Below are 20103 nucleotides of genomic sequence, written 5' to 3'. Positions count from 1 at the left end.
ATTCGAGTGCCGGGCGAGTGCGATGGAGGAGTCCCGTGGTCTTTGTTCGTACGGACGGCCAGAGACTCGGGCGTGTAGCTGCGGCGCTGGCCGGCGGTGCTGTGGCGGTCATGCTGCTGTCCGGTTGTCAGGGCGACACCGAGCCGACTCCCACGGCGGCTCCTTCCGCGCCGCAGGCCTCAGCCTCGGCAACCACGACGGGTGACGTACCCACCGCTTCACCGACCGCCGTGGCGACGCCTCGGCCTTCTCCTGCCTCGTCCGCCGGCCCCGCGACCAATCTGCCGGTTCCAGTCAAACCGGCACTTGCCGATGAGAACACGGCAGCGGGCCTCGAGGCCTTCACCAAGTACTGGTTCGAGCTGTTGAGCTACTCCTACTTAACGAACGAGTGGAGTCATTTCGATCGCGAGACTGACCCCGCATGTCGAACTTGCACGAGCATAAGGTCAGCGGTAAACGAGCTTTACGATCAAGGACGATGGTTAAGCGGAGCGGAAGTTACCGTGTCGTCTTTTAATACGACTTTCGAGTTGACGACCAGCGGATCGATTACTGCGTACGTCGAGAATCAACAATCAGAGATCACCTACTTCGACAAGGATGGGACGGTTGCTCGTTCTGTTCCCGCTCAGAACCCGCCAGCCTTCGACGTGGTTAATGCTGTATTCGATCAGGGCAGCTGGTTGATGCTCGACTACGGCGCTCCGGAGGGTACGGAGTAGTGAAGAGAATCTCAGCAGAGACAGCGATACTTTCATTTGCTTTCATATCCGTCTTTCTCGCTCTGGCGCCAGCGGTAGCGTCTGACGCAGAGCCTTTCCCGATTGTAGAGACTTCAGGTAACAATTTTACGGGAACCAACCATTCGAAGACTGTCAAGCCCGGTGCGCCGAAGGTGGCGAGTCTGCCGGCCGACGTAGGCGAGCCGAAACTTGTTGCTTTGCCCCAAAGCACCGGAATCGAGTACATATACGAGCGTGCTTGTACCGCCGCGACCGGCGACGCCTTGAATCCTGCTACCTGCCCCACGATGAATGCTCAGTGCGACGCTCAAGAGGGCGGCGTGCTCGTGAACTGGATCGAGGTCAACAGCAACGTGCAGCCTGCATCGCAGACGCCGACCGGACGCTCGTCGTGCATGTATCCCGGCGCGCCTCCTGAGCCTCCGGTCGAAGGAACGGCGGCTCCCGCGGCCGAGGAGGCACCGATCGTCATCACGCTCGAGGAGTTCCAGAAGCAGCCTGTCGTCGCTGCGACGATCATCTCGCAGCCCCTGAACTTCGGACTGAAGAACGCCCATTCCAACATCTATGCCGAGGCTACCGAGCAGGAGTTCATCTTCGACTTCCAGGAGGCGACCATCGTGCTCAAAGCCCGGCCCGTCTCGTACGAATGGTCCTACGGCGACGGAACAAGCCTGACGACCTCGGTCCCCGGTGGGCCGGTTGAAGGCGATGCTTTCGATACCCAGACCCCGACGAGTCACCAGTATGCGGAGACCGGCGACTTCCAACTCACGCTGACCACATTGTTCGCGGGGGACTACTCGGTGGACGGCGGTCCTTTCCAGCCCGTGGCGGGCGAAGCCGCCGTGGTCTCGGAGCCGCACCTGATGAGCATCTGGCGCACACAGGGCAACAGTGTGAGCGAGAACTGCATCGAGAACCCCATCGGGATCGGCTGCGAGGCCCCGATCCGCTGATATCGACTGACGGATTCAGGCGAGAAGAGGATCGACCGCGTCGACGTACGTGTTGTTGGCGGGCGAGTGCGCCGTCACTGTTCCTGCCTCGTCCTGCGAGTAGCGCCAGATGCCCTCGGACTTCAGGCGGTGGTGTTTGCGGCACAGATGGGCGAGATTCGTGTGGTCCGTGCGCCCTTCCTGGGACCAAGGCGTGGTGTGGTCGAGTTCGCAGCGGGAAGCAGGCGTGGTGCAGCCCGGATGTCTGCAGGTCTGGTCGCGCACGCGCAGCCATCGCTTGAGGTCAGCGGGAACCGCATAGCTGCTACGACCGACGCTCAGGACAGCCCCTGATTCCGGGTGCGTCAGGAGACGGGTGAACGACGGGGCATGCGCCGCCAGACGCCGGGCGACAGTCGCCGGGATGGGCCCGTAGCCCTCGAGATCGGCCGGAGTGTCATCGACACCCAGAAGTGTCAGGACCGGCACGGTCACGTTGATGTGGGCACGGACATGGGACTGCCCCTGAATCTGTCCGGCGTCGCCGCAATGCTCTGCACATCCGAGCACGGCATCCGACATGGTCCCGGAGGAATCCCTGCTGACGGTCCCGGTCGGAGCACTGGAATGACCGGCCCCTGGTGTCCCTGCTCCAACTCGGGCACTCACGTCTCCGGGTGTGCAGGCGCCAGTCGCGGAGTGGTGATGGTGCGTGACGAGGAGCAGACGGGTGAGGGTGTCTGCACGCAGGTTCGGGAGGGTGCGCGACTCCTGCGGTGCCTGCTGCTGCCGGGAAAGACGAGTGAGTTGCGCGTCGATGGCGGAGGCATCGGCCGCCGGGAGGTAGGCGTGGAGCCAGGCCATGGCGTCGTCCGCAGGCTCGAAGTCGACACGGCGGTGATGGGCAGCCGCGCGGGCGCGGTCATCGAGGTGTTCCGGGTGCAAGCGGGTACGTAGGCGCCGGGCGCGATACGCGAGGCGGGAGACCGTGGTGGCCTCCGCAACGGGGAGGAGGGAGCGCTCCATCTCCTGGGCTGTGGCATGGGGCAGCCCGGCGTACTCGTGCAGCAGGGCGGTGGTGTGGGACCACGAGATCGTGCCTGAGCGGAGCGCACGGAGAGTTTCGGGATGATGGTTCGTCAGGACTGCCGCATGGTAGACGAGCCGATGTGCCGTGCGTTCGGAGATGCGAAGCAGGCACGCGATCTCGGTGGCGGTTGTCGTGTCGGCCAAGTTGCTCCGTCGTTCGATGCGCACGCCAGGATTGGCAGACCCGGCGTCCACGGGGCCGCTCGGACCGCCTGTCCTGAACGCTGTCTTCGGTTCTGCTGAGCCGAGCGCAGACGTTACGCCGTCGACTATGGTTCTCGACGCTGCTCGACTGCGACTGAATGACGTTGCTGCGAAGGACTGAAGTTGAGCGCGGTGTTCGAACAGCGCTCGCATACGTTCGACCGAGCAGGCAATCTCCGCGTCGATACGAGCTTTCTCGGAATTCAAGGCGAGGAGAAGAGCGGAGATCTGCTCGAGCTCCTTCAGGTCCTCCGAATTCGTGTTCATGCTCTACTATCCCTTCTCCCACCGACATTCCTGCGAGGAGGACCGTGCTCAATCAGGGGCCCACTCTTTCTACGCCGATGTCGTTCGGGCGCGGTTGCTCAATACGAGACCGCCGGAAAGATCGAACAGCGGACGTTTGAAGAGGCGCGCCCCCGGAGCTACCCGGAGCCGCCGAGAACCGCTCGGACGCGAGTTCGCTCCATCTGACCGCTGGGAGCCTGAGCGATAGACTGGAGCCATGACGATGCCTCCCGACCCCTTCGCAAATGATCCCTCCGACGCGGGTATGGGCGGTTCGACCGCCACGCTCGAACGCGAGGAACTTCAGCAGGAAGTCGAGCCCGGAGATGCCGAGCGGTTCGCCCACTACGTCCGCAAGGAGAAGATCATGGAATCCGCCTTCACTGGCGAACCCGTGATCGCCCTGTGTGGAAAGGTGTGGACGCCCGGTCGCGATCCCGAGAAGTTCCCGGTCTGCCCCGAGTGCAAGGAGATTTACAACGGGCTCCGACCCGGTGGGGACGACAAGCCCAAGAAGTAATGCCTGTGGGAGCAGGACGAGAGCCGCTGGTCCAGCGGATAGTGCTCCGGTAGTCACCCGGCGACGACGTCTGAGCCGGACTCGATTCGGGTCCAGCGCCCCAGCCAGTGACCGCTCAGCACCTGGTTGATGACCGTCAGGGTAGGGCGAGACGACGGTTCTGAACAGGCCGACGTCGGTCCGAAACAGGCCGGCGACGGTCCCATCACAGGTCGATGGGGTGAGAACTACCGGTCGACGACGAGTTCCAGGACATCGGGAACGCGTCGTCGAAAGCGCGCACGGACCGACTGCTACGTCTCGGAGCCTGAGGCCGGCCGCACCAGGGCAGGACCTCTACCGGGCCGGGTGACAGCACATATCCACAACCAGCAGAACAGGTGCCATGAGCAAGGCCAACGGCAAGACCCCGGGTGACGGCAAGAGCACGCAGCCAGGAGCGATGTCCCCCGAGCTGCGCCCGCTCACCATCGGCATCCTCGCGATCATCACCTGCGCCGCTTTCGAGGCGATGGCGGTGGTGACCGCGATGCCGTCGGTCGCGCGCGAGCTCTCGGGGGAATCGAGCTACGGCCTGGCCTTCTCGATGTACCTCACCGCATCCCTGCTCGGCACCGTGGTCGCAGGCTCCTGGTGTGACCGCAGGGGACCGCGTCCGGCGTTGGCCGTGGGCATGGCCCTCATGATCCTCGGACTCCTGGCAGCGGGAGCCGCCCCCGTGTTCTGGCTCGTGACGGTGGGCCGCGCGATCTCCGGCCTCGGCGGCGGATTCATGATCGTCGCCGTCTACGTGGTCATCGGCAGGTCCTTCCCGCAGCAGGCACAACCCGTGGTGTTCGGCTGGCTGGCCGCGGCCTGGGTCCTTCCGGCGCTGATCGGACCCGTGGTCTCCGGTTTCGTGACCGAGCAGTTCGGCTGGCGCTGGGTTTTCCTCGGGGTGGCTCCCGTGGTCCTCGCCGCCGTGATCATCGTCTGGCCGAAGACCAGGCAGCTCGGACCCATCGGAGCGCCCGAGGCCGGCTCGGCGAGGGCACGCACCCTGCGCGGCCTGGCGCTCGCCGGTGGGGTCTTCGCCGCCCAGTGGGCCGTGGTCCGTCTTGCCGACACGGAAGCTCCCGCCGCCGGACTGGTCGCCGGACTGGTGTCGCTCGCCCTGGCGGGCATCGTCGTCGTCCTCCTGGTCCTCCCCGCGCTCCTGCCGCCGGGTACCCTCGTCCTCGCGCGCGGCCTGCCGAGTGTCATCGCCACGCGCGGGCTCGTGAACGTGGCGTTCTTCGGTACCGAGGCCTTCATCCCGCTGATGCTGGTGAGCTCACGGGACATCAGTGCCGGCACCGCGGGCCTGACGCTGAGTGCCGGGGCGCTCGGGTGGAGTGCGGGCTCCTTCGTGCAGGCGCGCGTGACGTTCGAGCGCGGCTGGCTCCTCGTCGCCGGCTCCTCGATCCTGTCGCTGAGCCTCGGCGGCTTCGCGCTCGCGACGGCGGTCGAAGCGCCGCTCTGGGTGCTCGCCGTCGTCTGGAGTCTCTCCGGATTCGCGATGGGCATGACGCTCTCCAGCACGTCCGTCCTGGTCCTGAAGCTCTCGCCGACCACCGAGCAGGGCCGGAACTCCGCTGCCCTCCAGATCTCCGACCAGCTCGGCGGAGTGGTCGGCACGGCGGGTGCCGGAGCACTGTTCGCCCTCCTGCACGACGACGGGAATCCGGGACACGTGCCCACGTTCGTTGCGATCTGGCTGGCTCTGTGGGTGTCCACGGCAGCAGGTATAGTTTCGGGTCTGAGAGGGGCCAGGGCATCGGATGCCGCCCCCACCTCGACCCCCAGCAAGTCAATGGAAGGTACTGTCCCGGCGTGAGTAATGACACCCTGTTCGGTGCCGGCGCAGCCCTGCCCCCCGCCTACCCGGAACGTGCGGCCTGGGGTACGGCTCCCAAGCTGCGCCAGTGGCAGAGCGAAGCGCTGGAGAAGTACTTCACCGACTCGCCGAGCGATTTCCTCGCCGTGGCAACTCCCGGCGCGGGCAAGACGACCTTCGCACTCCGCGTGGCCACCGAACTCGTGGACCGCGGGATCGTCAACCGGATCACCGTCGTCGCCCCGACCGACCACCTCAAGCGCCAGTGGGCCGACGCCGCCGCACGCGTGGGTCTCGCGATCGACCCGAACTTCAAGAACGCCGACGGCCGCCACGGCGGGTCCTTCATCGGCGTCGCCGTGACCTACGCGCAGGTGGCGAGCAAACCGATGCTCCACCGCGCCAAGACCGAGGCCGCCCGCACGCTCGTCATCCTCGACGAGATCCACCACGGCGGCGACGCCCTCTCGTGGGGCGACGGCATCCGGGAGGCCTTCGAACCGGCAGCGCGCCGGCTCGCCCTCACCGGGACGCCCTTCCGATCCGACACGGCAGCCATCCCGTTCGTCGAGTACGTCGAGGACCGCGACGGCATCCGCCGCTCGAAGGCCGACTACACCTATGGGTACGGCCAGGCGCTGAGGGACCACGTGGTGCGCCCGGTCATGTTCATGGCGTACTCGGGCCAGATGCGCTGGCGCACCAGCGCCGGCGAGGAGATGGCGGCCTCCCTGGGGGAGGCCGCGGTCACGAAGGACATCACGGCGCAGGCGTGGCGGACGGCGCTCAACCCGGCCGGCGAGTGGATCCCCGCGGTCCTCGCCGCCGCGGACAAGCGGCTCACCGAGGTGCGCCGCACGGTGCACGACGCCGGCGGGCTGGTCATCGCGACGGACCACGACGACGCCCGCGCGTACGCGGGACAGCTCAAGCGCATCACCGGCGAGTCCCCGACGGTCATCCTGTCCGACGACGCGAAGGCGTCGTCGAAGATCGAGGAGTTCTCCGAGGGCGACAAGCGGTGGATGGTCGCCGTCCGCATGGTGTCCGAGGGCGTTGACGTCCCCCGGCTCGCGGTCGGCGTCTATGCCACGTCCACCGCGACGCCGCTGTTCTTCGCCCAGGCGGTGGGGCGCTACGTCCGTGCCCGGCGGCGGGGCGAGACCGCGTCGATCTTCCTTCCGTCGGTGCCCAACCTGATGGCCCTCGCCAACCAGCTCGAGCTGGAGCGTGACCACGCGCTGGACCGTCCGGAGAAGGACGACGAGGGCTTCGGCCTCGAGGACGGCCTCATGGAGGCGGCGAACCGCGAGGACAAGGCCTCCGACTCGCTGATGAAGCAGAAGTTCGAGGCGTTGGAGTCGCAGGCCTCCTTCGACCGCGTCCTGTTCGACGGTGGCGAGTTCGGCACGGGCGGTGAGATGGGGAGCGAGGACGAACAGGACTTCCTGGGCATCCCGGGGCTCCTCGACGCCGACCAGGTGGGGCAGTTGCTGCGCCAGCGCCAGCACGAGCAGCAGTCGCGTCGGAAAGCCAGGGGGCCCGCTGCGGCGGCTGCGGAACCGCTCGTCGTCGATCACCGCCAGCTCACCGAACTGCGGGGTCAGCTGGCGAAGAACGTCTCGGCCTGGGCCGCTCGCACGGGTATGCCCCACGGCCAGGTCCACACGGAGCTGCGGCGGCAATGCGGCGGCCCCGCCGTCGCCCAGGCCAATGAGGACCAGCTGCAGCGGCGCCTGCAGAAACTGCAGGACTGGTTCATCGGCAAGAAGTAGGGCGGGCAGGAGACGGCCCGGCGCCTGAGGGAGGCGGGTCGAAGGTGGCTCGCACACACAGCGCTGTCACCGAGGGAAGACCGGCCGCCCAGGAAGGCCCGCGAGACGACGGAAGGCCGGGCTGCAGCAGCCCGGCCTTCCTGCGTTCTCAGTTGTCAGCGCGCCAGCTCGACACCGGCTGATTCCAGTTCGTCGAGGACGTCGTCGGTCCGCTCGGCGTGCACGCCCTTCGTCAGCCCGGTCAGCAGGGTGACGGCGTAACCGGCCTGGAGCGCGTCGAGAGCCGTCGCCCGCACGCAGTGGTCGGTCGCGAGTCCCGCGACGGCGACCTCGTCGACCTCGTGGTCGCGCAGCCAGTCGTCCAGCGTCATCGGGTCGTCGTCGCTCTCGGCGGCCCCGCCCAGCTTCTGCTCGCCCGTCGGCACTTCGTCGTCGGGGGCCTTGACGCCCTCGAAGCCCGAATAGGCCGCCTCGAACTGGCCCTTGCGGAACACGGCGTCGATGCTCTCGGTGTCGAGGTCGTGATGGAAGTCGGAGCCCTTGGTGTCCGCGACGCAGTGGATCGGCCAGGAGCCGACGAAGTCGGGGGCCTCCGAGAAGTGCGCGCCCGGATCGATGTGCCAGTCCTGCGTCGCCACGATGTAGTCGTAGGAGCCCGCCTGCTCGTCGATGTGGTCGCTGATGTCGGCCGCGACCTGGGCGCCGCCCTGCACGGCGAGCGTGCCGCCCTCGCAGAAGTCGTTCTGCACGTCCACGATGATCAGTGCGCGTGTCATGCTGATGCCTCCTCGTACTCGGTGGGGATGACGGGTTCGCCGCGCTGCAGGCGCAGCACGGCTCCGGGCAGCTCCGCGATGGAGTGCGCGTGGCGCTCGGCTGCGCGCGTGACCGCTTCCGGGCCGGTCCAGCCGGGGAGGACGACGCCGTCCCTGACGAACTCCTGGATGAGCGGGCGGTCGTTGCCGTCGTCGGCCGGCGTCAGGCCGATGCCGACCACCTCGACCTGCGCGGTGCCGTGCTCGTCGAGACGGCGGAGCGCGTGCTTGATGCCGCCCACGGAGACCTTGTTCTTCGCGGCCTTCGCCACCGGGACGAACGTGCCGTCGTCGTCCTGGCGGCTGACCAGCTTGTAGACCATGCCCGCGGTCGGAGCGCCGGAGCCCGTGACGAGCGACGTCCCGACACCGTAGGAGTCCACGGGTGCGGAGGCGAGGAGCCCGATGGCGAACTCGTCGAGATCCGAGGTGACGACGATCCGGGTCGAGTGGTTACCGAGGTCGTCGAGCAACTGGCGGACCCAGCGTGCCTGGGCCACGAGGTCACCGGAGTCGAGCCGGACGGCTCCGAGCTCCGGTCCGGCCACCTCGACCGCGGTGCGCACACCCTGCTCGACGTCGTACGTGTCCACCAGCAGGGAGGTGCTCCTGCCGAGCGACGCGACCTGCGCCTCGAACGCCGCGCGCTCCGAATCATGCAGCAGCGTGAAGGAGTGGGCGGCGGTGCCGACCGTCGGGAGGCCGTAGCGCCGCCCGGCCTCCAGGTTGGACGTGCTGGCGAATCCGCCGATGATGGCTGCCCGGGCCGCCGCGACCGCGGACTCCTCGTGCGTGCGGCGCGAGCCCATCTCGATACACGGACGCCCGGCGGACGCACCCGTCATGCGGGAGGCGGCCGAGGCGATCGCGCTGTCGTGGTTGAGGATGGACAGGATGAGCGTCTCGAGGATGCAGGCCTCGGCGAACGTCGACTCCACCGTGAGGATGGGGGAGTTGGGGAAGAAGGCCTCTCCCTCCGCGTAGCCCGAGATGGAGCCCGTGAAGCGGAAGTCCGCCAGCCACGCGAGCGTGGTGTCGTCGACGATCCCGCGATCTGAGAGGAAGGCCAGCTGGGCGTCGTCGAACCGGAAGGTGGACAGCGCCTCCAGGAGCCGCCCGGTTCCGGCGACCACGCCGTAGCGGCGACCGGCCGGGAGGCGGCGTGCGAAGGCCTCGAAGACGGACCGGCGGTGTGCGGCTCCGGAATGGAGGGAGGCCTGCAGCATGGTGAGTTCGTACTGGTCGGTGAACAGGGCGCTGTTCGGCGCATTCACCAGGGCGTGTGCCGGCGGGGCGGCGGGCGGATCGGTGCTCAGGGCGTCAGTCACCCTCAGAACGATAGCCGTGCGTCCGCTGTGGGAGTACCCGGCCACGGGGCGTCGGCGTCGCGACCTAGAATGAACCCTATGACAGTAGGCTTTGCCACCGGTACCGATACCGAGGAAATGGTTCGGACGGACGAGAAGACCGATCTGGGCCAGCCCTGGGTCGTCGTGGTCTGGAATGATCCCGTGAACCTGATGAGCTACGTGAGCTACGTGTTCCAGTCCTACTTCGGCTACTCGGAGGCCAAGGCCCGCACCCTCATGCTCGAGGTGCACGAGGAGGGACGCTCCGCCGTCGTCTCCGGCACTCGGGAGAAGGTGGAGCAGGACACCGTGGCCCTCCACTCCTACGGTCTCTGGGCCACCTTCGAAAAAGCCGGAAGCGAGTAGTCCCACCCCATGGCTAAAGCCTTCAAATCGACGCGCCGTGGAATCACCGGTGCGCTGGAGCCGGGGGAGGCTCGACTCCTCGGTGCCCTGCTCGACGACGTCGTGACCATGCTCGAGCCCGACACGGCGCCGAGCGAGGATCCGCTGGCCGCCCTGGTCGGCATGTCCGGAGCCGACGCCGAGGCGACGGCTCCCGACGACTCCGCGGTCCGCCGCCTCCTGCCCGACGCCGTCCGGGGCGACGACGACGAGGCCCTCGCCTTCCGCCGCCTGACGGAACGTTCACTGCGCGAGCAGAAGATCGGAGCCCTCAGGGGGAGCGCGCTGCTCATCGAGTCCAGCCCCATGACCCTGAACGACGAACAGGCGAGGCTGCTGGCGCAAGCACTGAACGACGTGCGACTGGTCCTCGCGGACCGGCTGTCCATCGAGTCGGAGGAGGACGCCGAGCGTCTCCACGACATCGCCGACTCCAAGGACGTGGACGACGTCGAGTCCTACCTGGCGCTCGTCTACAACTTCGTCACCTGGCTGCAGGAGTCCCTCGTCCAGGCCATGCTGAAGGCCGCGCGGCTCGATCGCTGAGCCCGGGGCGATGGTCTGCCTGTGACAAACCCCACGGATCGGCGCGTGGTGTTCACGGGCGGGACGCCATACTCTCGGAGGATCATGAGTCCAGATCGAGCGAACACCGACCGCAGCGAAGCGCCCATCGGCATCTTCGACTCCGGCGTCGGCGGACTGACCGTCGCGAGAGCGGTCATCGACCAGCTTCCCCACGAATCCATCATGTACGTCGGTGACACGGCGAACGGTCCGTACGGTCCGCTGCCGATCGCGCGCGTCCGCGCCCACGCACTCGGCGTCATGGACGAGCTCGTGGACTCCGGGGTCAAGCTGCTGGTCATCGCCTGCAACTCGGCATCCGCGGCCGTGCTGCGCGACGCCCGGGAGCGCTACACCGAGCGGTACGGCATCCCCGTCATCGAGGTCATCCAGCCCGCCGTCCGGCGCGCGGTCGCGTCGACGAGATCGGGCCGGATCGGCGTGATCGGCACGTCGGCCACCGTCGGCTCCCGCGCCTACGACGACACCTTCGCCGCCGCTCCACACCTCGAGGTCACCTCCGTGGCCTGCCCCTCGTTCGTCGAGTTCGTCGAGGCGGGCATCACCGGTGGGCCCGCGCTGCTGCGTACGGCCGAGGAGTACCTCGCGCCGCTGAAGGATGCCGGGATCGATACCCTCGTGCTCGGCTGCACCCACTATCCCCTCCTGACGGGCGTCATCTCCTACGTCATGGGCGACGACGTCACGCTCGTCTCCAGCGCCGAGGAGACGGCGAAGGACGTCTACCGGGCGCTCGTGTCCCACGGGCTGGAACGCGACAGCACGGAGACCGCCGTCCACCGGTTCATCGCGACGGGTGATGCCGCGAGCTTCGAGGTCCTGGCCCGGCGGTTCCTCGGTCCCGAGGTGCTGTCGGTGCAGCACGTGGACCATGTCGCAGCCCAGTACCCGACCGGCAGCCTGGCGCGCATCACCCCCGAGATGATCGCCGCCGCCGGCTTCCCGCGCGCATGAAGCTCACCATCGTCGGGTGCAGTGGTTCGTTCCCCGGCCCGCAGTCGCCGGCCTCCTGCTATCTGCTGAGCGCCGAGTGGCAGGGCCGTACGTGGCGCATCCTGCTGGACCTCGGCAACGGCTCCCTCGGCGCCCTCCAGCGCTACATGGACCTCCGCGAGATCGACGGCGTGTTCCTCTCCCACCTGCACCCCGACCACTGCATGGACCTCTGCGGTCTGCATGTCGCCGTGCACTGGGATCCCTCGGGCTGGGGCATGCCGCGCATCCCCGTCTGGGGTCCGGCGGCGACGGCCGACCGCATGGCCAGCGCCTACGGGCTCGACCCCGATCCGGGGATGCACGAGGATTTCGACTTCCGTTCCTGGACCGACCGTGCGCCCGTCACGGTGGGTCCGTTCACCGTGACACCGTTCCAGGTGCTGCACCCCATCGACGAGGCCTATGCGCTGCGGGTAGAGGTCGCGGAGACCGACGCCGGGGGCAGCCCGCGGGCGCACGTCCTCACCTACTCGGGGGACACCGACGCCTGCGAGGGCCTCGTCGACGCCGCGCGTGACGCGGACATCTTCCTGTGCGAGGCCGCCTTCCAGGAGGGGCGGGACGACGCCATCACGGGTGTCCACCTCACGGGCAAGCGGGCGGGGGACGTCGCCACCCGGGCCTCGGCGAAGCGCCTGCTGCTCACCCACCTGCCGGTCTGGAACGACGCCAACCTCGCGGTGAGCGAGGCGCGTGAGAGTTACGACGGCCATCTCGCCGTCGCCGTCGCGGGCGTGTCCTACACGGTCTGAGGAGCTCCGTCCGGCCCGGTCACCGCCCGGGCGATCCTGTCTGCGGATCGGGGGAGAGGGGCGTCCGCATCACCGCAGCTCCCGCGGTGCTCCGGGTTTCCTCCCATGACCGCCCGTCTAGACTGGAAATCATGACCTCCGCGAACGCCACGCCCGCCTCCGCCTCCGCTCCCGCCGCAGCACCCGTGGTGCGGGCGGACGGCCGGACTCCCGACCAGCTGCGCAACATCAGCATCACGCGCGGGTGGTCGAAGCAGGCCGAGGGCTCCGCACTCATCGAATTCGGCAACACGCGGGTGCTCTGCACCGCATCGCTGACCAGCGGTGTGCCGCGCTGGCTCAAGGGGGAGGGCAAGGGCTGGGTCACGGCGGAGTACGCGATGCTGCCGCGCGCCACGAACACGCGGTCCGACCGCGAATCCGTCAAGGGCAAGATCGGTGGCCGCACGCATGAGATCTCGCGCCTGATCGGACGCTCGCTGCGCTCCATCATCGACACGAAGGCGCTCGGGGAGAACACGATCGTGCTCGACTGCGACGTGCTCCAGGCGGACGGGGGCACCCGCACCGCAGCGATCACCGGGGCCTACGTGGCCCTCGCCGACGCGATCCGCTACGCCAAGGACAAGAAGCTCATCCCGGCGTCGGCGTCCCCGCTGACCGACACCGTCGCCGCCATCAGCGTGGGCATCATCGACGGCGTCCCCATGCTCGATCTGCCCTACGTCGAGGACGTGCGCGCGGAGACGGACATGAACGTCGTCGTCACGGGTTCCGGGACGTTCGTCGAGGTGCAGGGCACCGCCGAGGGTGCACCCTTCGACCGCGCCGAACTCGACGCCCTCCTCGACCTGGCCCTGCTCGGCACGGCCCAGCTCGCACAGATCCAGATCGACACGCTCCGGGACACCCAGGGTGGCTGATGCACCCGAGCCCCGGCTCGTCCTCGCGACACGCAACGCGGGCAAGCTCCGGGAACTGAGGGATCTGCTGCGGGGCCAGGTCCCCGGACTCGACGTCGACACGCAGGTCGTCGATGCCGCTGCCGCCGGTGCGCCGGACGTGGTCGAGAGCGGCGTGACGTTCGAGGAGAACGCCCTGCTGAAAGCCGAGCAGACAGCCGCCGCAACCGGTCTGATCGCCGTCGCGGACGACTCCGGCCTGGCCGTCGATGTCCTCGGGGGCGCTCCGGGCATCTTCTCGGCGCGCTGGGCAGGCCGTCACGGGGACGACCCCGCCAACCTGCACCTGCTCCTGGCGCAGCTCGCCGACATCCCGGAGCACCGCAGGGGAGCGGCCTTCGTCTGCGCTGCAGCCCTGGCACGCCCGCGGGTCCCGGGCGGGCACACCGAGCGCGGCGAACTGCGCGGCTCGCTGCTCGTGTCCCCCCGCGGCGAGGGTGGGTTCGGATACGATCCGATCCTCGTCCCGACCGGCCTCGATCGCAGCTGCGCGGAACTGACACGTGACGAGAAGAACGCCATCAGCCACCGCGGCATCGCCTTCCGGGCCCTCCTGCCGCACCTTGTCGACGCGCTGTCCTGAGCCGCACCGGCACACCCCGAACAGCACGCAGCGACACCCGAGCAACCAGCAGTACTGACCGACGAAGAACGGCGTCACCGACGCCGACCAGCACCGGCCGTCCCGCAGGGCGGACCTCGAGAGGGACGGACACCACCGTGAGCATCATCCAGGCAGCCCAGGCGGTCCACGTCGCAGCAGCGACCACGCCATCGTCGGACGGCTCGGCACTCGGCGCGGTCACCGACTGGGCGGTCAACCTGATGGAGACCATCGGAGCCCCCGGCGCGGGACTGGCCATCGCGCTGGAGAACCTGTTCCCGCCGCTGCCCAGCGAGGTGATCCTGCCGCTCGCGGGGTTCACCGCCAGCAGGGGCAACTTCTCCCTGTTCGAGGCCATCCTGTGGACCACCCTCGGTTCCGTCGTCGGCGCCTTCGCGCTCTACGCCCTCGGCGCCTGGCTCGGCCGGGACCGCATGCGGCGCCTCGTGTCCAAGGTGCCGCTGATCGACATCGAGGACGTCGACAAGGTGGAGGACTGGTTCAACCGGCACGGCTACCGGGCGGTGTTCTTCGGGCGGATGATCCCGCTGTTCCGGAGCCTCGTCTCCATACCGGCCGGTATCGAACGGATGCCGGTCCCCATGTTCCTGCTGCTCACGACCGCCGGCAGCCTCATCTGGAACTCGATCTTCGTCCTCGCCGGCTTCTACCTGGGCGAGAACTGGCACATCGTCGAGCAGTACGCGAACACGTTCCAGAAGATCGTGATCGTCGCCGTCGTGCTGTTCGCGATCTGGTTCGTCGTCTCCAAGGTGCGCAAGCACCGGGCGAAGCACGTGTGACGGTCGCCGGTGGCACGGGGCGGGCAGTCGACCCGCTCGTCGCGGTCTGGCCGCTGTTCGGGCTGGTCATCCGGACTCCGCGCCTCGTCCTCACCCCGGTGCGCGACGAGCACCTGCCGGAACTGGTCGATGCCGTGCTCGCGGGGATCCACGACCCCGGCGAGATGCCGTTCGGTGTCCCCTGGACCGACGCCCCACGCGATGTGCTCATCCCGGAGACGGCCAGGCACCAGTGGCGGCTGCGCGCCGGCGTGTCCGTGGCGAGCTGGACCATCAACTTCGCCGTGCTGCGCGAGGGGCAAGTCATCGGTGTGCAGGACCTGGCCGCCCGGTCCTTCCCGCTCCTCGGTCAGGTGGAGTCGGGATCGTGGCTGACCCGCACCGCCCAGGGCGAGGGCCTCGGCACGGAGATGCGTGCCGGCATGCTGCAGTTCGCGTTCGATCACCTGGGAGCGACGACGGCCACGTCGGAGGCCGCCGACTGGAACGCCGCCTCCCTCGGCGTGTCCCGCCGCCTCGGCTACCAGGACAATGGCACCGCCCTGGTGGAAGGCCGCGCGGGTCAGGCCCAGTGTCTGCAGAGGCTGCTGCTCGCGCGTGAGGATTTCGTGCGTCCGGTCTGGACCGCGGAGGTGCAGGGTGCAGCCGCCGCCCTCGCCCTGCTCTGCCCGGAACCACCGCGCTGACCCGAGATGCCAGGTACGACGTCGTGCTGTCGGTTCCGGCCCGTGGCGTCCCGTTTCGTTCCGCGCCCGGCAGCCGATCGGGGATCGGACCTCGAGCTCGAAGGACGGCTCGCAGCGCAGCGCGTCGGTGCCGAGGGCGACCGCCGCCGGGATGTCGGCGGGCGGTCCCCTGCGGCGGTCACTCCGGGAGGGACGCGCAGAGCCCCCGGTGAACGGCGGATGAACGGTCCTGGGGGTGGGCGGCAGTACAGTGGAGAACGTGGGAATCGCGTTCACGGCCGTCGACTTCGAGACGGCGAATGGCTTCCGCGGTTCCCCGTGCGCCGTCGGACTGACGAAGGTCCGCGACGGCCGGATCGTCGAGGAAGCCTCCTGGCTCATGCGCCCGCCGCAGGGCCACGACCACTTCGACTCCCGCAACATCGCGATCCACGGGATCACCTCCGGCATGGTCGCGGACGCCCCGCGCTTCGGCGACCTGTTCCCCGAGATCGGTGGCTTCATCGGTTCGGACGTGATCGTCGCGCACAACGCGGCGTTCGACCTCGGCGTGATCCGGTCCGCCCTCGAGGTCTCCGCGCTCGCAGGTCCCGCCTGGGACTACGCGTGCACGGTGGTGCTCTCCCGGAAGAGCTACTCGCTCCCGTCCTACTCCCTTCCCTTCGTCGCCGAAGCGGCGGGCGTGCCCCTCGTGAACCATCACGACGCCGTGGAGGACGCTCGGGCCTGCGCCGGGATCATGATCGACATCGCCCGGCGGTACGACGCCCACACGGTCGAGGACGTCCTCGGATCCCACAGCCTCGCCCTGTCGCGCGCCGAACCGTACGCGCCGGGTGTCGACGAACTGTCCAAGGCGACCCGCACCGCCCTCGGGCGCAGTACCTCGGCCACCGGATGGTCGGGGTGGCCCGAGGAGGGCGAGAACCCGCACGCCAATGCCCAGGCCGATCCACGTCATCCGCTGTACGGACAGACGGTCGTCTTCACGGGCAGCCTCGGCATCTCCCGGCCGCAGGCGAAGGAACGGGCAGCGCGGCTCGGTGCGCAGCCCGCGAGTGCGGTCACCCGGCGCACCACGGTCCTCGTGGTCGGTGACGGGTTCGTCGCGTCGGACCTGAGAAATGGCCGGGTCACGGGCAAGGCGCGGCGGGTCCTCGAACTGCACGAGCGGGGGCAGGCGATCGAGGTGCTCTCCGAGGCGGAATTCCTCCAGATGACGGGCGGTCGCTGGCCCGTGGAGAGCCAGTAGCCGGCAGCGTCCTACCGCGGGAGTGCGGGAGCCCGACAGCCGTCAGAAGCGCAGCTCGATCCCCGTCAGGTCGGCGGACAGGTCGATCAGTCGGGACGCGGCATTGCTCTCCCGTGCGTGCCGCCGGGCCGGGACGATCGCGGGAGCGCCTTTCAGCTGCAACCAGCCGTCCGGCCCGCAGTAGGCACCGTTGGGGATGGAGCGGTCCACCGTCGCCCGCACGAGCGGCCAGGCGCCGTCGTCCTTGCCCTGGGCCACCCGCCGCATCACGGCGCGCCGCCAGGCGGGGGCGTCGCGGTGCGCGGCGATGCCCGGCCGGTCCGGCGTGAACATGCCGAGCGCGAAGCCGGGGTGTGCCACGACGCTGGTGGCCGCGCTGCGGGTGAGGTCGAGACGGCGCGCCAGCTCGAACCCGAAGGCCGTCACCGCGAGCTTCGAGGTGGCATAGGCGCTCGCGTTCCGGTAGGTGGAGGGGTCCAGGGTCGACGGCGTCAGGCGCGCCCAGCGGTGGCTGATGCTCCCGAGGTGCACGATCCTCGTCCCGGCGGCCGACAGCTCGGGTAGAAGCAGTGCGACGAGGGCGTAGTGCCCGAGGTGGTTGGTACCGAACTGCAGCTCGAAGCCGTCCGCCGTCGTCCGCCGCTCCGGCGAGCCGACCACCCCTGCGTTCGCGAGCAGGCCCGCCAGGGGCGGCCCCGCGGCCAGGGCGCCGGCGGCAGACCGCACCGACGCGAGGTCGGCGAGGTCGAGCTGCTGGAAGGAGACATCGGCACCGGTGTGACGGGTCCGGATGGCCCGGATCGCGGCGCGGGCCTTCGTCTCGTCGCGCGACGCCATGACCACGCTCGCCCCGGCGCCGGCGAGCTGCTCACAGGCGAAGTACCCGAGCCCGGCATTGCCACCCGTGACGAGGATGCGACGGCCCGTGAGGGAGGGGAGAGCGATGGGGTTCCACATGGGGCCAGCCTAGGCGGTCCGCCCGCTGCCGGCCCGGGCCATGCCGCGGATCGTCCGGTGAGGACCCCGGCGGTTCAGGAGCCCGTGGTCGCGGAGAGCAGTGACCGGGCCATGCCGCGGACGACGGCGGGCACGCCCGGAGCATCGAGATAGCCGGCGGGCAGGGCGGCCGTCCCGTGGAGTGCGCCGATCATCCCACCCGCGAGGGACGCGGCGATCGTCGAGGAGGCGTCGGGCCGTCCCGCCGCCGCCGCATGCGCCAGCGCAGCCGCGAGCTGGTCGCGCGGGGATGCCGCCTCGTCCGCCCCTTCGAGGACGGCCTGGAGCGCCGCCTCGAACGTGCCGGCCGCCGTCGTTCCCTCCGCGCGGCTCCCCGTCGTCGTCGCGTCCGCCGTGGTGGCTGCCACGGCACCGGCGGCGACCCTGCCGTCTCCCGCGTCCCCGGAGATTCCCGCGCCTCCCGCGTCTCCCGCGTCCCCGCGCTGAGCGCCGGGCCGGTCGGCCTCGCCGGCCGGAGGGACCGGGGCCGTCGAACCGCTCGCCACTCCGGTCGCGTGGGCGTCGTGCGCCGCTCCCCGCGCGAGATCCTGCTCTTCACCCCGGACGAGACGGACTGCCTCGGCCAGGGAGCGCCCGTCGATGGCGAGCGCCCGGATGATCCCGCTGAAGAGGGCCGCCGTGCCGCGGGCTGCGGCGGACCCGTGCGTGAGCGCCGCGGCATCCACCGTCAGCCGTTCCACCATGCTCTCGGGGATGCGCGGGACGAGGCCGAACGGCGCCGAACGCATCAGCGCTCCAGCTCCTTCCGCCTGCGGGTTGACCGGCCGTGACCGCGTGCCCATCTCGCCCGTGAGCAGGGCACGCACCGTGTCGCCGTCGGGCTCGTGGACGGGAAGGAGATCCTCCTGCGCGTCGATCCACCGGCCGGGCGGCGCGGGCGCGTTGGCGGGCAGGTGTTCGCCCTGGCGGGTGAGCCAGCGCAGGTACGCGAGCCAGAGGCATGCCGTCTCGTCCGCTGCGACGCCGTCGTTCGCCCACTCGAGCGCGTCCACGAGACCGTCCACCGTGTACAGGGTCAGCTGCGTCGCGTCGGAGACCGCGAGATCAGCCGGGTCGCCCAGCGCCCCGGTCGGGTCGTCCCCCACCGCTCCGAGCACGCCGTAGGCGTCACCGGCCATGATGCCCAGCAGGCACCCGAGGACGCGGTCCTCGTACGTGGGGGCCGGGCCTCCGGCGCCCGCCACCTCCGGCGGGAGATCGGTCGGGGTGGCTGGAGCGGCGTCATCTGTGGTCACCTGATCAGTCTAGGGAGACCGGCGAGGGCCCGGCACCCGGCAGGCGGACCTGCTCCCAGCGCCCGCCCAGACTAGGATGGAAAGCTCGTCGGCGGCCCGGTGCTCCTCCCGGGTGGTCTCCCAGCACGTCCGACCAAAGGATGACGACCCCATGACGCAGCACAGCATCGCGCCCGACCCGGAGTCGCGCGCCTCCGCTCACAACACCGTGCAGGGCAGGGGGAACGGCTCCGAGGGTGGCTCGTGGCGCGACGGCGAGCTCCGGACGCCCGGCCTCCTCGCCCGGTCCGTGGCCGAGGGTGTCGGCTCGTTCTTCGTGATCCTCGCAGGCCTCGGGGCCACCATGCTGGCGACAGAGACCTCCATCCAGCCGTCGCTCGTGTTCGGCTTCGCCGTCGTCGCGGCCATGATCGCCTTCGGCCATGTGTCCGGCGGGCACTTCAACCCTGCGATCACCGTCGGCTCCGCGATCGCCGGACGCCTGCGCTGGGGATCGGTCGCCCCCTACGTCCTCGCGCAGGTGATCGGCGCCGTCGCGGCCTCGGGCCTGATGTGGCTCGCCCTCGGCGCGAACGCACAGCTCACCGGCATCCGGACCTTCTTCAGCTCGGCGTCCAACGGTTTCGGGGAGCACTCGCCGGCGCAGTTCCCGCTGACGAGCGCCTTCCTGCTGGAGGTCGTCGCCACGGCGCTGCTCGTCGCCGTCTTCCTCGGGGCGGGCTCCCGCCGCGCACGTCGCGACCTCGCTCCGTTCGCCGTCGGACTCACCGTCGCCGGGTTGCTCTCGTTCCTCCTGCCCGTGACCAACGGTGCCCTGAATCCCGTCCGTGCCACGGCGTCGGCGCTCTTCGCGGACCCATGGGCGCTCGAACAGCTCTGGCTGTTCTGGGCGGCGCCGGTCATCGGCGGAGTGATCGCCGGGCTCGTCATCCGGAGCACCGATGCCTGGGGCTCGCCATCGATCACCGCGGGCGGGGCCCCCGAATCGGAGGGTGCCGCTGATACCGCTGATACCGCTGGCACCGGCGGGACGGCCGAGACTGCCAGGACGGCCGATGTCGCCGCGGCCCCCGCACAGGACATCCACTCCGGCCGGAACGACGCCGCAACCTTCTTCGACGCCTCGGACGAGGGCCCGGACACTGCCTCGCCCCGCTCCTCCGGGCCGACGCGCTGAGCGGTTCGGGGCGGCCCGCCGCGCACGGTCCGGTGAATGTCGGCGAC

20 protein-coding genes are annotated in these 20103 nt (G+C 69.5%); 15 read left to right on the top strand and 5 right to left on the bottom strand.

Annotated elements, in window-relative coordinates:
* The first annotated feature begins 35 nt into the window (after positions 1 to 35).
* Both ACTIMO_RS13225 and ACTIMO_RS13220 read left to right on the top strand, forming a co-directional pair.
* A complete protein-coding gene (locus tag ACTIMO_RS13225) occupies positions 36 to 725 on the top strand; it encodes a DUF6318 family protein (RefSeq protein ID WP_157365932.1) in 690 nt (229 codons plus the stop codon).
* A gap of 173 nt (positions 726 to 898) precedes the next feature.
* The gene (locus tag ACTIMO_RS13220) at positions 899 to 1705 is read left to right on the top strand and encodes a PKD domain-containing protein (protein ID WP_157365931.1); all 807 of its coding nucleotides are present in this window, start codon (positions 899 to 901) and stop codon (positions 1703 to 1705) included.
* 15 nt (positions 1706 to 1720) lie between these two features.
* On the opposite strand, the gene ACTIMO_RS13215 is transcribed toward ACTIMO_RS13220, so the two are convergent.
* Positions 1721 to 2917: an HNH endonuclease gene (locus tag ACTIMO_RS13215; protein ID WP_162237554.1), complete on the bottom strand. Its 1197-nt coding sequence runs from the start codon at positions 2915 to 2917 to the stop codon at positions 1721 to 1723.
* A 565-nt stretch (positions 2918 to 3482) separates the two neighbouring features.
* Here ACTIMO_RS13215 and ACTIMO_RS13210 point away from each other — a divergent pair.
* The 3 genes from ACTIMO_RS13210 to ACTIMO_RS13200 all read left to right on the top strand — a co-directional run bounded on the left by ACTIMO_RS13210 (position 3483) and on the right by ACTIMO_RS13200 (position 7415).
* Positions 3483 to 3785, top strand: a complete 303-nt coding sequence (locus tag ACTIMO_RS13210; protein WP_055772942.1) for a DUF3039 domain-containing protein — start codon at positions 3483 to 3485, stop codon at positions 3783 to 3785.
* Positions 3786 to 4170: 385 nt separating this feature from the next.
* A complete protein-coding gene (locus tag ACTIMO_RS13205; RefSeq protein ID WP_448182703.1) occupies positions 4171 to 5640 on the top strand; it encodes an MFS transporter in 1470 nt (489 codons plus the stop codon).
* Entirely contained in the window at positions 5637 to 7415 is a 1779-nt protein-coding gene (locus tag ACTIMO_RS13200; RefSeq protein WP_448182702.1) for a DEAD/DEAH box helicase, read from the top strand. The genes ACTIMO_RS13205 and ACTIMO_RS13200 overlap by 4 nt, the downstream gene beginning before the upstream one ends.
* A gap of 155 nt (positions 7416 to 7570) precedes the next feature.
* Here the strand turns inward: ACTIMO_RS13200 and ACTIMO_RS13195 are convergent, their stop codons facing one another.
* Positions 7571 to 8191, bottom strand: coding sequence for an isochorismatase family protein (locus ACTIMO_RS13195; RefSeq protein ID WP_448182701.1), 621 nt, complete (start codon positions 8189 to 8191; stop codon positions 7571 to 7573).
* Complete coding sequence (locus tag ACTIMO_RS13190; protein ID WP_268753712.1) at positions 8188 to 9507, bottom strand: nicotinate phosphoribosyltransferase; 1320 nt, start codon at positions 9505 to 9507, stop codon at positions 8188 to 8190. Before ACTIMO_RS13190 ends, ACTIMO_RS13195 begins: the two co-directional genes overlap by 4 nt.
* Positions 9508 to 9636: 129 nt before the next feature.
* Between ACTIMO_RS13190 and clpS the strand changes: the two genes are divergently transcribed.
* The 9 genes from clpS (at position 9637) to ACTIMO_RS13145 (ending at position 16627) form a co-directional block, all read left to right on the top strand.
* Positions 9637 to 9945: an ATP-dependent Clp protease adapter ClpS gene (gene clpS / locus ACTIMO_RS13185; protein ID WP_448182700.1), complete on the top strand. Its 309-nt coding sequence runs from the start codon at positions 9637 to 9639 to the stop codon at positions 9943 to 9945.
* Positions 9946 to 9954: 9 nt separating this feature from the next.
* Complete coding sequence (locus ACTIMO_RS13180; protein ID WP_055772927.1) at positions 9955 to 10530, top strand: DUF2017 domain-containing protein; 576 nt, start codon at positions 9955 to 9957, stop codon at positions 10528 to 10530.
* Positions 10531 to 10614: 84 nt separating this feature from the next.
* A complete protein-coding gene (murI, locus tag ACTIMO_RS13175; RefSeq protein ID WP_448182699.1) occupies positions 10615 to 11526 on the top strand; it encodes a glutamate racemase in 912 nt (303 codons plus the stop codon).
* On the top strand, positions 11523 to 12320 hold the full coding sequence (locus tag ACTIMO_RS13170; protein WP_448182698.1) for an MBL fold metallo-hydrolase: 798 nt from the start codon (positions 11523 to 11525) through the stop codon (positions 12318 to 12320). The genes murI and ACTIMO_RS13170 overlap by 4 nt, the downstream gene beginning before the upstream one ends.
* A gap of 131 nt (positions 12321 to 12451) precedes the next feature.
* Positions 12452 to 13243: a ribonuclease PH gene (rph, locus tag ACTIMO_RS13165; RefSeq protein WP_448182697.1), complete on the top strand. Its 792-nt coding sequence runs from the start codon at positions 12452 to 12454 to the stop codon at positions 13241 to 13243.
* A complete protein-coding gene (gene rdgB / locus ACTIMO_RS13160) occupies positions 13236 to 13865 on the top strand; it encodes an RdgB/HAM1 family non-canonical purine NTP pyrophosphatase (RefSeq protein ID WP_448182696.1) in 630 nt (209 codons plus the stop codon). The genes rph and rdgB overlap by 8 nt, the downstream gene beginning before the upstream one ends.
* Positions 13866 to 14002: 137 nt before the next feature.
* Positions 14003 to 14689, top strand: coding sequence for a DedA family protein (locus ACTIMO_RS13155; RefSeq protein WP_448182695.1), 687 nt, complete (start codon positions 14003 to 14005; stop codon positions 14687 to 14689).
* Positions 14686 to 15375 (top strand): GNAT family N-acetyltransferase, encoded by a 690-nt coding sequence (locus ACTIMO_RS13150; RefSeq protein ID WP_448182694.1) that lies wholly within the window; start codon positions 14686 to 14688, stop codon positions 15373 to 15375. Before ACTIMO_RS13155 ends, ACTIMO_RS13150 begins: the two co-directional genes overlap by 4 nt.
* 259 nt (positions 15376 to 15634) lie before the next feature.
* Complete coding sequence (locus ACTIMO_RS13145; protein ID WP_448182693.1) at positions 15635 to 16627, top strand: exonuclease domain-containing protein; 993 nt, start codon at positions 15635 to 15637, stop codon at positions 16625 to 16627.
* A 42-nt stretch (positions 16628 to 16669) separates the two neighbouring features.
* On the opposite strand, the gene ACTIMO_RS13140 is transcribed toward ACTIMO_RS13145, so the two are convergent.
* Positions 16670 to 17584 (bottom strand): SDR family NAD(P)-dependent oxidoreductase, encoded by a 915-nt coding sequence (locus tag ACTIMO_RS13140; RefSeq protein WP_448182692.1) that lies wholly within the window; start codon positions 17582 to 17584, stop codon positions 16670 to 16672.
* Between the two features lie 74 nt (positions 17585 to 17658).
* Positions 17659 to 18879: an ADP-ribosylglycohydrolase family protein gene (locus ACTIMO_RS13135; protein WP_448182691.1), complete on the bottom strand. Its 1221-nt coding sequence runs from the start codon at positions 18877 to 18879 to the stop codon at positions 17659 to 17661.
* A gap of 151 nt (positions 18880 to 19030) precedes the next feature.
* Here ACTIMO_RS13135 and ACTIMO_RS13130 point away from each other — a divergent pair, with 151 nt between their 5' ends.
* Positions 19031 to 20056 carry an aquaporin gene (locus ACTIMO_RS13130; protein WP_055772902.1) on the top strand — a complete coding sequence of 342 codons (1026 nt, stop codon included), beginning with the start codon at positions 19031 to 19033 and terminating at the stop codon, positions 20054 to 20056.
* The last annotated feature ends 47 nt before the right edge of the window (positions 20057 to 20103 follow it).

The sequence above is a fragment of the Arthrobacter sp. CP30 genome (assembly GCF_053470025.1).
Note: the sequence above shows the minus strand (reverse complement) of the source record. Positions and strands in the feature narration are given on the sequence as shown.